Annotated in this window: 9 protein-coding genes; 7 read left to right on the plus strand and 2 right to left on the minus strand. The window is 75.8% G+C overall.

Features of this window, described 5'->3' with window-relative positions; translation table 11 throughout:
- Positions 1-79: 79 nt before the first annotated feature.
- The 4 genes from ACFV3R_RS16565 to ACFV3R_RS16580 all read left to right on the plus strand — a co-directional run bounded on the left by ACFV3R_RS16565 (position 80) and on the right by ACFV3R_RS16580 (position 4,894).
- Positions 80-1,738, plus strand: coding sequence for an acyl-CoA dehydrogenase family protein (locus ACFV3R_RS16565; protein ID WP_385582341.1), 1,659 nt, complete (start codon positions 80-82; stop codon positions 1,736-1,738).
- Entirely contained in the window at positions 1,731-2,993 is a 1,263-nt protein-coding gene (locus ACFV3R_RS16570; RefSeq protein ID WP_385582344.1) for a CaiB/BaiF CoA transferase family protein, read from the plus strand. The genes ACFV3R_RS16565 and ACFV3R_RS16570 overlap by 8 nt, the downstream gene beginning before the upstream one ends.
- A 3-nt stretch (positions 2,994-2,996) precedes the next feature.
- On the plus strand, positions 2,997-4,178 hold the full coding sequence (locus ACFV3R_RS16575) for an acyl-CoA dehydrogenase family protein (protein WP_385582347.1): 1,182 nt from the start codon (positions 2,997-2,999) through the stop codon (positions 4,176-4,178).
- 125 nt (positions 4,179-4,303) lie between these two features.
- Positions 4,304-4,894: a TetR/AcrR family transcriptional regulator gene (locus tag ACFV3R_RS16580; RefSeq protein ID WP_385582349.1), complete on the plus strand. Its 591-nt coding sequence runs from the start codon at positions 4,304-4,306 to the stop codon at positions 4,892-4,894.
- A gap of 25 nt (positions 4,895-4,919) precedes the next feature.
- On the opposite strand, the gene ACFV3R_RS16585 is transcribed toward ACFV3R_RS16580, so the two are convergent.
- The gene (locus ACFV3R_RS16585) at positions 4,920-5,780 is read right to left on the minus strand and encodes a universal stress protein (RefSeq protein WP_385582352.1); all 861 of its coding nucleotides are present in this window, start codon (positions 5,778-5,780) and stop codon (positions 4,920-4,922) included.
- A gap of 354 nt (positions 5,781-6,134) precedes the next feature.
- Here ACFV3R_RS16585 and ACFV3R_RS16590 point away from each other — a divergent pair, with 354 nt between their 5' ends.
- The 3 genes from ACFV3R_RS16590 to ACFV3R_RS16600 all read left to right on the plus strand — a co-directional run bounded on the left by ACFV3R_RS16590 (position 6,135) and on the right by ACFV3R_RS16600 (position 11,066).
- A complete protein-coding gene (locus ACFV3R_RS16590) occupies positions 6,135-7,298 on the plus strand; it encodes an exonuclease SbcCD subunit D (protein ID WP_385582355.1) in 1,164 nt (387 codons plus the stop codon).
- Positions 7,295-10,441 carry an AAA family ATPase gene (locus ACFV3R_RS16595; protein ID WP_385582357.1) on the plus strand — a complete coding sequence of 1,049 codons (3,147 nt, stop codon included), beginning with the start codon at positions 7,295-7,297 and terminating at the stop codon, positions 10,439-10,441. The genes ACFV3R_RS16590 and ACFV3R_RS16595 overlap by 4 nt, the downstream gene beginning before the upstream one ends.
- A 148-nt stretch (positions 10,442-10,589) precedes the next feature.
- On the plus strand, positions 10,590-11,066 hold the full coding sequence (locus ACFV3R_RS16600; RefSeq protein WP_385582853.1) for a DUF5709 domain-containing protein: 477 nt from the start codon (positions 10,590-10,592) through the stop codon (positions 11,064-11,066).
- A 201-nt stretch (positions 11,067-11,267) separates the two neighbouring features.
- Here the strand turns inward: ACFV3R_RS16600 and ACFV3R_RS16605 are convergent, their stop codons facing one another.
- Complete coding sequence (locus ACFV3R_RS16605; RefSeq protein ID WP_385582360.1) at positions 11,268-13,001, minus strand: DUF885 domain-containing protein; 1,734 nt, start codon at positions 12,999-13,001, stop codon at positions 11,268-11,270.
- Positions 13,002-13,009: the final 8 nt, after the last annotated feature.

Raw genomic sequence — 13,009 nt, forward strand, 5'->3', positions numbered from 1 at the left:
CGGCGCCCAGCCCCCTGCGAGGCCCGCGCCCCCGTCCGGCGTCCGCCCCCGTCCGCACCGAGCACTCCGGAGCACTCCCGTGAACCACGCCGACCAGGACCCCGCCCTGCGACCCGTACTCGACCGCGTCCTCGCACCCGAGGACCGGGCCCGGGTCGAGCCCCTCCTCGCCGAACTCGGGGAACTCGCCGCCGGCGAACTCGACCGGCAGGCCGCGCTCGCCGACGCGCACCCGCCCCGCCTGCGCCAGTACGCCCCCGACGGCACCCGCATCGACGAGATCGAGTACCACCCCGCCCACGACGCCGTCGCCGCGGTCGCCTACGAGCGGTTCGGGCTCGCCGCGATGTCCCACCGCCCCGGCGTCCTCGGCTGGCCCACCCGGGTCCCGCACACGGTCAAGTACGCGCTCTCCTACCTCTACGTGCAGTCGGAGTTCGGGATGGCGTGCCCGCTGTCGATGACGGACTCCGCCGCCCGCATCCTGCGCATGTTCGACCCCGAGCGCTACGCCGCCGAGATCGCCGCCCTCTCCGCCACCGACCCCGCGACCCGTGCCACCGGTGCGATGTTCATGACCGAGAAGCAGGGCGGCACGGACGTCGGGCGCACCGGGACCGTCGCCACCGACCACGGCACCCACTGGACCCTCACCGGCGAGAAGTGGTTCGCCTCCAACCCGGCCGCCGACGTCGTCCTCACCCTCGCCCGCGTCCCCGGCCAGGGCGAGGGCACCCGGGGCCTGGGCATGTTCCTGGTGCCGCGCCTGCGCCCCGACGGCACCCGCAACGCGGTCCGCATCAACCGGCTCAAGGACAAGCTCGGTTCACGCTCCATCCCCAGCGGCGAGGTCACCCTGGACGGCGCCTACGCCACCCCCGTCGGCCGGCTGGAGCGGGGCTTTCGGCAGATGGCGGAGATGCTGAACGTCTCCCGGCTCTCCAACGCCATGCGGGCCACCGCCCTGATGCGGCGCGCGGTGCGGGAGGCCGTCGCCCACACCCGGACCCGCGAGGTCTTCGGCCGCCCGCTGTTCGAGCAGCCCCTGATGCGCGCCACGCTGCTGCCCCTGATGGTCGACACCGAGGCCGCGCTGGGCCTGGTGCTGGAGACCGCGGCGCGGCTGACAGCGGCGGACGACGGGGACGAGCAGGCCCTCGCCCTGGTCCGCGTCCTCACCCCGCTCGCCAAGCACACGCTGTGCAAGCGGGCCCGTTCGGTGACCGGTGAGGCCATGGAGATACGCGGCGGCAACGGCTACATCGAGGACTGGGTCGAACCCCGCCTGGTACGCGACGCCCACCTGGGCTCGATCTGGGAGGGCTCCTCCAACGTCATCGCCCTGGACGTGCTGCGGTGCCTGCGCCGCCAGCGCTCCCACCACACCCTCGCCGACACCTACGGGCCCGCCGCCGGCGGACGGCTGACCGCACGCTGGGAGCAGCTGCGGGCCGAGGGCGACGCGCTGCTCGGCCTGGAGCAGGAGCAGCAGGAGGTCCGGTGCGGGCGGTACGCCGACCGGCTCACCCGCGCGGTCATGGCCACCCTCCTCTTCGACCAGGGCGACTTCGAGGCCGAGCACGGCGGCAACGGCCGCGCGCTGCTGGTGGCCCGCGCCCACCTGGACCTCCTTGCGGACCCCGACGCCGTGCCGCAGACCGCCCTGGACCACCTGGCCGTCCTCGCCGACGGCGGCCACCTGGCGCTCGACCTCGTGAAGGAGCCCGAACATGTCTGAGCCGATCTCCGAGCCGACCCCCGACGCCGCCCCGCCGGCCGGTGCGCACGCCGCCCCGCTGGCCGGGATGAAGGTGGTCGACCTCTCCAAGATCCTGGCCGGCCCCTACGTCACCATGTCGCTGGCCGACCTCGGTGCCGAGGTGGTCAAGGTGGAGCACCCCGCGGGCGGCGACCCCACCCGGGGCTGGGGCCCGCCCTTCAACGGCCCCGACGCCACGTACTACCTGGCGGCCAACCGCAACAAGCGCTCGGTCACCCTTGACCTGAAGTCCCCGGCCGGACAGCGGGCCGTCCACCGCATGCTGGCCGACGCCGACGTGCTGGTGGAGAACTTCCGGCCCGGCAGCTCCCTGGCCCGCGCCTTCGACTACCGGGAGCTGTGCGAGCGTTACCCCCGCCTGGTGCTGCTGCACATCTCCGCCTTCGGCGAGAGCGGACCGCTGCGCGACGAGCCGGGCTACGACATGGTCGCCCAGGCCTCCGCCGGCCTGATGTCCCTCACCGGCGAACCCGACGGCCCACCGCTCAAGGCCGGTTACGCCATGGGGGACCTGGGCGCCGCCCTCTTCGGACTCGTCGGGGTGAACGCCGCCCTGGTGGAACGGGAGCGCACCGGCCGCGGCCAGTACGTCACCACCTCCCTCTACGAGTCCCAGCTCGCCCTCCACATCAACTGGGCCACCGGCTACTTCGCCACCGGTGAGCGCCCCGCACGCCTCGGCTCCGGCCACCCCAGCCTCGTCCCCTACCAGGCCTACGCCGCCGCCGACGGCCACTTCGTGATCGCGGTCGGCAACGACGTCCTCTTCCGCCGCCTCTGCGAGGCCCTGGGCCACCCGGAGTGGGCCGGGGACCCGCGGTTCGCCACCAACCGCGACCGGGTCGCGCACCGCACCGCGCTCAACGCCAAGCTGGAGGCCGTCCTCGTCGACCGCGGGGTGGACCACTGGTGCGCCCTGCTGGGCCCGCTGGGCGTGCCCGTCGCGCCCATCAGGTCCCTCGACGAGGTCTACGCCTGCCCGCAGACCGAGGCCCTGGGCATGGTGCAGCAGGTCGACCACCCCGACGTCGGGCCCCTGCGGCAGGTCGCCTTCCCGGTCAACTTCCGCGGCGTGCGGCCCTCCGTGCGCTCCGCCCCGCCGAAGCTCGGCCAGCACAGCCGCGAGGTCCTGGCCGAACTCGGCTACGACAAGGCCGGGATCGACCGTCTGCTGCACCCCGAAGCCCCCCGCGACGACACCCACGGAGCCTGAGAGATGCCCCTTCCCACCCTGGACCCCGCCGACCCGCTGGGCCTGGAGAGCCTGCTCGCGGACGAGGTCCGCGCCGTCCGCGACACCGTCCGCCGGTACCTCGACGACCATGTCGAGCCGCACATCGCCGACTGGTTCGAGGCCGGTGAACTCCCCACGCTGCCGGAACTCGCCCGCGAACTGGGCCGTATCGGCCTGCTCGGCATGCACCTCGACGGCTACGGCTGCGCCGGCATGTCCGCCCTCGCCTACGGCGTCGCCTGCCGCGAACTGGAGGCCACCGACTCCGGGTTGCGCTCCTTCGTCTCGGTGCAGGGCTCCCTGGCCATGTACGCGATCCACCGGTTCGGCTCGGAGGAGCAGAAGCAGCAGTGGCTTCCGGCGATGGCCGCGGGTGAGGCCATCGGCTGCTTCGGGCTGACCGAGCCGGACCACGGCTCGGACCCGGCGGCGATGGCCACCCGGGCCCGGCGCGAGGGCAGCGACTGGGTGCTGGACGGGCGCAAGATGTGGATCACCAACGGTTCGGTGGCCGCCGTCGCGGTGGTGTGGGCCCGCACCGAGGAGGGGGTGCGGGGCTTCGTCGTCCCCACCGGCACGCCCGGCTTCTCGGCGCCCGAGATCCGGCACAAGCTCTCGCTGCGGGCCAGCGTCACCAGCGAACTCGTTCTGGACGGCGTCCGGCTGCCCGACTCCGCCCGCCTCCCGCACGCCGACGGCGTCGGCGCCCCGCTCACCTGCCTCAACGAGGCCCGCTACGGCATCGTGTGGGGCGTCACCGGCGCGGCCCGCTCCGCCTGGCGCACCGCGGCGGGGTACGCGGCGCAGCGGGAGCAGTTCGGCAGGCCCGTCGCGGGTTTCCAGCTCACCCAGCAGAAACTGGTCGACATGGCCCTCGAACTGCACAAGGCGACGATGACGGCGCTGCGTCTGGCGGACCTCAAGGACTCGCCGGAGGGCGTGCACCCCGCCCAGATCAGCTTCGGCAAGCTGAACAACGTGCGCGAGGCGCTGGAGATCTGCCGCACCGCCCGCACCGTCCTCGGCGCCAACGGCATCTCGCTGGAGTACCCCGTGATCCGGCACATGGTCAACCTGGAGTCGGTGCTCACCTACGAAGGCACCTCCGAGATGCACACCCTCGCCCTGGGCCAGGCGCTCACCGGCCTGCCGGCCTTCCGCTGACGCCGTGCCGGCCGCGCGGTTGGCCGGCACGTCCCCGCTCTGACACCATGACCAAGCGGAACATCGCTCCGAAACGGTGCGGAACGCCGCTCCGCTCGGGCCGGGTGAGGCGGGAGGAGTCCACGGTGAGCAGGCGGGACGAGGGCGGCAAACGCGCAGGCCGGCCCCAGCGGGCGGACGCCCGGCGCAACGAGGAGGCGCTGCTCCGGGCCGCCGCCGCGGTCTTCGCCGCCTCGGGCGTGGAGGCGCCGGTGCGCGACATCGCGGCCGGGGCCGGCGTCCGGGTGGGTACCATCTACCGCCACTTCCCGACGCGGGCCGACCTCGTCATCGCCGTCTACCGGCACCAGGTGGACGCCTGCGCCGAAGCCGGACCCGCCCTGCTGGCCGGCAGTGACACCCCCTGCGCCGCGCTGGAGCGGTGGATCGACCTCTTCGTCGACTTCCTCGTCACCAAGCACGGCCTCGCCGCCGTCATGCAGTCCGACAACGCCGGCCTGAGGGCGCTGCACGCCTGCTTCCTGGACCGCCTGGTGCCCGAGTGCGCCCGGCTGCTGGAGGCCGCGGCCGCCTCCGGCGAGCTCCGCTCCGGTCTGGAGCCCTACGAGCTGCTGCGCGGTGTCGGCAACCTCTGCATCGGCGCGGACGGCGACTCCCGTTACGACGCACGACGGCTCGTCGCTCTCCTCGTCGCGGGCCTGCGGCGACCACAGTGACCGCCGGCCGCGGTGGACGGCGGCCTCAGCCCACGGGGACGAGGGCGACGGTCGCCGCGGCGAAGTGGAGGGCGGCGTGCGCCACGTGCCCGACGTAGCGGCGCCCCGACTCCACCCGCCGCCCCACCACCAGCAGGCGCGCGCCGGCGGACGAGGTCACCAGGACCTCCGAGGCGGCGCCCAGCTCCACCTGCTCCACCACCGGCACCCGGGGGTGGCGTTCGCGCCAGGGGGCGAGGGTGGCGGCGAGCTGGGCCCGCTGCGCCTCCTGCGGTCCGCCGTACTCGTCCGTGAGGTGCAGGGCCCCGGGCCGGTAGGTGAACAGCGTGGGCAGGCTCCAGCTGCGCACCGCCCGCAGCGGGGCGCCGCGGGCGGCGGCGGCCTCGAAGGCGTAGGCGAGCACGTCGTCCGCCGCCGCCCCGGTCTCCTGTACGCCGACCACCACCTCACCGGTGTCCGCGGCAGCCCGCCCGTCGTCCTCGGCGGCTCCGCGGACCATGACCACCGGGCAGGGCGCACGCCCCAGTACCCGCAGTCCGACCGAGCCGAGCAGGAACCCCGCCACCGGCCCGGGCCGCCGCGACCCCAGGACCAGCGACTGCGCACCCTCCGCCCGCGCCGTCAGCAGCCCGACCGTGGATCCGGCAACGGACTCGGCGCTCACCTCCACGTCCGCGTGGCGCGCGCGGACCCGTGCCAGGGCGTCCTCCACCAGGTCCTGCGCCGCCCGCTGCTGCTGTTCCGCGCCGCCGGCAAGGGCCTGGGCGGTGTGTGCGTGGACGAGGGCGAGCGGGAGGCCGCGCAGTCGCGCCTCGCGGGCCGCCCAGTCGGCTGCGGTCAGGCTGTCGGGGGTGCCGTCGACGCCGACGACGATGGGCCGTGGCATGACGGCGCCTCCTCGGGGTCTCGCGTCCGGGCCCGGTGGTGCCGGGGCGGACTCGCCGGCCGGGCGGGTCGGCCGCTGCGCGCCGACGGGCGCCGCTCCCACTCCGCTCCCGTCCCGGAGCGCGGAACCATTCTGAACATCACCGGACAGAACAGACAGTAGTCCTGCTCGGAACGGTCACGCACCCGCACGGGACGACGCTGCGGTACCCGGTCCGGGTGGCGGACCGAGGCCCGTGCCGAAGCCGCCGCCGGCAGGCGCTAGCGTGGTGGACGCCGACAGCTCCCGCACCGGGCTGGAACGGTGCCGGTCCCAGGGGTGGAGTGAGAAGAACATGCAGGTCGGAGGCGGCGCGTGAGATTCCTGCACACCTCCGACTGGCATCTGGGCCGGTCCTTCCACCGCGTCAGCATGCTCGACGCGCAGCGCGACTTCCTGGACCACCTGCTGGAGACGGCGCGGACCGAGCGGGTCGACGCCGTACTCGTCGCAGGGGACGTCTACGACCGGGCCGTTCCTCCGCTGGCCGCCGTCGAACTCTTCGACCAAGCCCTGCACCGGCTCGCCGAGCTGGGCGTGGACACCGTCATGATCTCCGGCAACCACGACTCGGCCCGCCGCCTCGGGGTCGGCTCCGGCCTCATGCGCCGGGCCGGCATCCACCTGCACACCGACCCGGCGTCCTGCGCCACCCCCGTCCTGCTGTCCGACGGACACGGCGAGGTCGCCTGCTACGGGCTGCCCTACCTGGAGCCCGCCATGTGCCGCGACACCCTCGGCGCCCCCGAGTCCTCGCACGCCGCGGTACTGGGGGCCGCCATGGACCGGGTACGGGCCGACCTCGCCACCCGGCCCGCCGGCACCCGCTCCCTCGTCCTCGCCCACGCCTTCGTCACCGGTGGCGAGCCCAGCGACAGCGAACGCGACATCACCGTGGGCGGCGTCGCCTCGGTACCCGCCGGCGTCTTCGACGGGGTCGACTACGCCGCGCTTGGCCACCTGCACGGCGCCCAGACTCTCACCGACCGCGTCCGCTACTCCGGCTCACCCCTGCCGTACTCCTTCTCCGAAGCCCGTCACCGCAAGTCGATGTGGCTCGTCGACCTGGACGCCGAAGGGCGCGTGACGGCCGAGCGGGTCGACACCCCCGTGCCCCGGCCGCTCGCCCGGCTCCGCGGCACCCTGGCGGAACTGCTGGCCGACGAGAGCCTGGAGTGCCACCGCGAGGCCTGGGTCGAGGCCACCCTCACCGACGCCGCCCGCCCCCACGAGCCCATGGCGCAACTCGCCCGCCGCTTCCCCCACCTGCTCTCCCTCGTCTTCGAACCCGCCGCCGGCGCCGACGACGACCTGTCCTACGCCGGTCGCCTGCGGGGCCGCAGCGACAGGGAGGTCGCCGAGGACTTCGTGGCCCACGTCCGCTCCGGCCGGCGGGCGGACGCACACGAGCGCAAGCTGCTGCAGGAGGCGTTCGAGGCCGTGCGCGCCGGCGACCTGGCCGAGGAGGGCGCCCGGTGAGACTCCACCGCCTCGACCTCACCGCCTTCGGACCGTTCGCCACCGCCCAGAGCGTCGACTTCGACTCCCTGGGGTCCGCCGGACTCTTCCTGCTGCACGGGCCGACCGGCGCGGGCAAGACCTCCGTCCTGGACGCCGTCTGCTTCGCGCTGTACGGCTCGGTCCCGGGCGCCCGGCGCGGCGGCTCCGCCCTGCGCAGCGAGCTCGCCGACCCCGGCACGCCCACCGAGGTCGTTCTCGAACTCACCGTCGGCGGGCGGCGCCTGGAGGTCACCCGCCTCCCGGAACAGCCACGCCCCAAGAAGCGGGGCACCGGCACCACCCTGGAGAAGGCCCGCAGCCGGCTGCGCGAGTACCGCACGGACGGGCAGTGGCACGCCCTCAGCACCTCGCACCAGGAGATCGGTGAGGAGATCGGCCAGCTGCTGGGCATGAGCCGGGAGCAGTTCTGCCAGGTCGTGCTGTTGCCGCAGGGCGAGTTCGCACGGTTCCTGCGGGCGGACGCCGAGGCCCGGGCCCGGCTGCTCGGGCGCCTCTTCGACACCGGACGCTTCGCGGCCCTGGAGGACCACCTCGCCGCCCGCCGCAGGACCGCCGCCGAGGAGGTCGTCGCCGGCGACAACCGGCTGCTCGCCCTCGCCCACCGCATGGCCCAGGCCGCCGGGGACTGCCCCGACCTGGCCGACCCCGACACCCCCGGCCCCGCCGGACTGCCCCCCGACCACGAGGCCCCCCGCACCCCCAGGGCCGCGGGCAGGGCCCCCGCCGTACCCCGCGCCCGCACCGGCGGCGCCACCCCAGCCGGGGGGACCACCGGCTCCGCTCCGGCCGACGGCACCGGCGAGCGCCCCGCGCCGGGCGTCCCGGGCTTCGCCGAGGCCGTCCTGACCTGGGCCGCCGTGGCCCGGACCGCCGCACGCGAACGGCTGACCGTCGCCGAGACGGCGCTGCGCGCAGCCGAACAGGCCGAGGCGGGCGCCACCGCCGACTGGCAGCGCGCCGCCGAACACGCCGGGCTGCAGGCCCGGCACGCCACCGCCCTGCGGCGCGAGGCGGAACTGGCCGCCCACACCGAGGCCGTCGAAGAGGCCGAGCAGCGCCTGACCCGGGCCCGCGCCGCAGCACAGGCCGCCCCCGCACTCGCCCTGCACGACGCCGCCCGGCGCGAGCGCGAACAGGCCGGTGACGCAGAGCGCCGGGCCCGGGCCGCCCTGCCCGCGGACCAGGCGGACGCGGACGCCGACGACCTCGCCGCCGCCCACGAGGCCACCCGGCAGACGCTCGGCTCGCTCGCGGCGGCCCGCCGGGCCGAGCGCCGCACCGCCGAGATCGACCAGCAGCGCACCACCCTCGAACGCGAGGCCCGGGCCGACGACCAGGCGCTGGACGAAGCGCAGGAGTGGCTCGCCGGCTGGGAGGAGCGGCGCGCTGCCCACCAGGCCGCGGTCGAGACGGCGCAGGAGGCGGCGGCGCGCGCCGAACACCTGGCGGCCCGCCTCGCACCGGCGCGCGACCGCCTGGCGGCGGGCCGGCGGCGCGACACCCTGGAGGAGCGCGTGGCGGCGGCCGAGAAGAGCGCCGCCGACGCCCGTGAGCAGGCCCTGACCGCACACGAGCACTGGCTGCGGCTCAAGGAGCGCCGCCTGCAGGGCATCGCCGCGGAACTCGCCGGCGCCCTGCGGGAGGGCCAGGACTGCCCCGTCTGCGGCAGCACCGCCCACCCCGCACCCGCCCGGCCCGCCCCCGGCCACGTCGACCAGGCCGCCGAGGACGCCGCGCTCGCCGCCCACCGCGGGGCGGAGGCGGCCCGTCACGAGGCCGAGGTGGAGCTGCGCGGCCTGCACGAGGCGCTCGCCGCCGCGACGGCCACCGCCGGCGACACCCCCACCGGACGGCTGGCGGACGCCGTCGAAGAGCTGCGCCGGGAGCACGAGGCGGAACGCTCCCGCGCCGCCGGCCTCCACCCGGCGCGCGAGGCCCTGGCGGCGCAGGAGCGCGAACACGAGCGGCGCCGCGCCGCCCGGGAGCACGCCGAACGCCGCATCGCCGCGCGCCTCTCGCAGCACGAGGCGCTCGACCGGGAGCAGGCGGCACTGGCGGCGGACCTGGCCGACGCGACCGGCGGCCACGGCAGCGTGGCGGCCCACGCCCGCAGCCTGGAGGCCCGGGCGGAACGGCTCGCCGCCGCCGCCGAGGCGGCCCGCCGCCTGGCCGAGGCCGACCATCGGTGCACCACCACCCGGACGGCGCTCGCCGAGGCCGTCCGCGCAGCGGGCTTCACCGCCGCCGAGGAGGTCTCCCGGGCCCTCCTCGACGACCGCGCCTGGCAGGAGCTCCAGCAGCGGGTCGACCGCTGGCGCACCGAACGTGCCGCGGTGCGCGCCGAGCTGGCCGACCCGGCGGTGGCCGCCGCGGCCGAGCTGCCGGCGGTGGACGAGGCGGCGGCCGGTGCGGCACGCTCCCGGGCCGCAGCCCGGCTGCGCCAGGCCTCGGAGCGGGCCGCCGCGGCGCGGGAACGCTGCGCGGAACTGGACCGCCACGCCCGCACGGCGCTTGAGGACGCGCGGCGCCTGACGCCGCTGCGCGAGGAGTACGAACGCGTCGCGCGCCTGGCCGGCCTCGCCGCGGGCACCTCGGCCGAGAACGAGCGCCGGATGCGTCTGGAGTCCTACGTACTGGCCGCCCGCCTGGAGCAGGTCGCCCACGCCGCCAGCGCCCGGCTGCACCGCATGTCCGCGGGCCGCTACACCCTGGTCCACTCCGACGAGCGGGTCGGCGCACGCCGCTCGGGCCTCGGCCTGCACGTGGTCGACGCCTGGACCGGACGCGAACGCGACACCTCCGGCCTCTCCGGCGGCGAGACCTTCTTCGCCTCCCTGGCCCTCGCCCTGGGACTCGCCGACGTCGTCACCGACGAGGCCGGCGGCACCCGCCTGGACACCCTCTTCATCGACGAGGGCTTCGGCAGCCTCGACGAGCAGACCCTGGACGACGTCCTGGACGTCCTGGACTCGCTGCGGGAACGCGACCGCACCGTCGGCATCGTCAGCCACGTCGCCGACCTGCGCAGACGCATCCCCGCCCAGCTTGAGGTCGTCAAGGACCGGCAGGGCTCCCGGGTCCGCCACCGTGTGCTCCTCTGAGACCCCGCCCACCGCCTCCCACGCCCCGGGCCGGCTGCCGGCCACCGCGGCCCCGCGGCCCTCGGGGTGCCGGAACGTGTGACCTCTCCCAGGCTGGACACGAGAGCAGGCGACAGGCACAGTCCCGACGAAGGAGCACACGGTGGCGATGGGAACCGACGAGCCGGCGGGCGACGACGTGTACCAGCCCGAGGACACCGAGGTGCCGGCCGACGAAGGAGTCCTGGAGCATTCCGACACCCTCAGCGACCGGGAGGCCGACCCCTACGAGGAGGGCTGGTCGCCGCCGGAGAAGCCGCTCGGAGTCGGCCACCGGGGCACCACGGCGAACGAGCAGCGAGAGCGGGCGCCGCTGGCCGAGCGGCTGGCCGAGGAGGTCCCCGACCCCCTTCTGGACGGCGACCTCTCGCAGGACGGCGACGGCATCGGCGACGCCACCGACACCGACGGCGAGCCGTGGGACGGCGAGGTGGGCCGGGTGCGCTCGGGCCGGCTGGTGGCCCTGGACGAGGGTGCGCACACCGCCGTGGACGGGGACGTCTTCGCCCGCGACGTGGGCGTGGACGGGGCCGCGGCCTCCGCGGAGGAGGCCGCCGTCCACACCGTCCCCGACACCGAGGAGTGAGCGCCCCGCCGGCCCGGCGCGGCTGGAGAGAGCAGGCCGACGGCGCCCGGGAGTGAGCGGAGCCGCACCCGCGGCCGGACGGCGAGGCGAGGCGCGAGGGTCACGGCCCCGCGGCGGCGCCCGTGGCCCGGACGGGGGAGTGGCCGGCCAGAGGCCACCGCCGTCGCCGCGGGCCCGGCCCGTGACGACGGCGGTGCGCCCTCACAGTGCCGAGAGCTCGGCCAGGAGGTCGTCCAGGCCCAGCGAACCCTGCGAGAGGGCCGCCATGTGCCAGGCCTTCAGGTCGAAGTCCGCGCCGTGCCGCGACCGCGCCGCCTCGCGCCCCCGCAGCCAGGCCCGCTCGCCCAGCTTGTAGCCGATCGCCTGCCCCGGCATCCCCTGGTAGCGCACGATCTCCGACTCGATGAACTCCGCGGGCCGGCTGCAGTGCGCCGACATGAAGGCGTGCGCCAGCTCCGGAGTCCACCGCTCACCGGGGTGGAACGGGGAGTCGGCCGGGATCTCCGCCTCCAGGTGCATGCCGATGTCGATGACCACCCGCACGGCACGCATCATCTGCGCGTCCAGGTAGCCCAGCCGGCGACCCGGGTCGGTCAGGTAGCCCAGCTCGTCCATGAGCCGTTCGGCGTACAGCGCCCAGCCCTCGACGTTGGCGCTGACCATGCCCGCCGTCGTCTGGTAGCGCGAGAGCCGGTCGGCCACGTGCGCCCACTGCGCGAGCTGCAGGTGGTGGCCCGGCACCCCCTCGTGGTACCAGGTGGAGACCAGGTCGTAGACGGGGAAGCGGGTCTCGCCCATCGTCGGCAGCCAGGTGCGGCCCGGCCGGGAGAAGTCCAGCGAGGGCTGGGTGTAGTAGGGGGCCGCGGCGCTGCCCGGCGGGGCGATGCGGGCCTCCACCCGGCGGACCCGCTCGGCCAGGTCGAAGTGCGTGCCGTCGAGTTCCGCCACGGCCTCGTCCATGAGGCGTTGCAGCCACAGCCGGGTCTCCTCGACGCCCTCCACCGCCTCGCCGTGCTCGTCCAGCCAGGCCAGCGCCTCCCACGGGGTGGCGGCGCCCGGCAGGACCTTCTCCGCCTCCTCGCGCATCTCGGCGAGCAGCCGGTGGAACTCCGACCAGCCGTAGGCGTACGCCTCGTCCAGGTCCAGGTCGGTGCCGTTGTAGAAGCGGGCGAACCGCGCGTAGCGCTCCCGGCCCACGGTGTCCGGGGCGTCCGCCACCGCGGGCGCGTAGACCTCCACCAGCCAGGTGCGCAGGTCGCAGAGCGCGCCCGTCGCCAGTGTCGCGGCGGCGTCCAGCTCCTCCCGGAGCGGGGCCGGACCGCCGGCCGCGAACTCGCCGAACCAGCCGGCTCCCCGGCCGCCCTCCCCGGGAGCGCCGATCCACTCCGTCAGCTGACCGATGACCGTCCGCACCTGCAGCGGCCCGGCGGGCAGGCCCCGCTCCAGGCCCAGCGCGAGGGAGGTGCGGTAACCCTCCAGCGAGGCGGGGACGGCACGCAGCCGGGCGGCGACCGCGCCCCAGTCCTCCTCCGTCTCGGTCGGCGTCAGGTTGAAGACCCCGCGCACGGAGTGCAGCGGCGAGGACAGGTTGCTCACCGCACGCAGCCCCTCCCCGGCCTCGTGCACGGCCAGCTCCGCCGTCAGCCGCTCGCGCAGCAGCTTGGCGCACCGGCGCTCGGCCACCACGTCCACGCCGTCGGCCGGGGCCGCGAGCTGCTCCTCGGCTGCTGCCAGGCGGGCCAGGGTGGAGCGGGCGAGGTCGGCCAGCTCCTCCTGGCCCTCGGGCGAGAAGTCGGGAAGCCGGCCGGCCGAACCCGGGTCACCGAGGTAGGTGCCGGAGACCGGGTCGAGCGCGACGAGGGCGTCCACGTAGGCGTCGGCGACGGCGCGGGGCAGGGCCCCGGCCGCAGGTGCGGGAGTTGTGGTGTCGGACATGCCCCCAT

The sequence above is a fragment of the Streptomyces sp. NPDC059740 genome, assembly GCF_042733155.1.
In the GTDB taxonomy this organism is placed as follows: domain Bacteria; phylum Actinomycetota; class Actinomycetes; order Streptomycetales; family Streptomycetaceae; genus Streptomyces.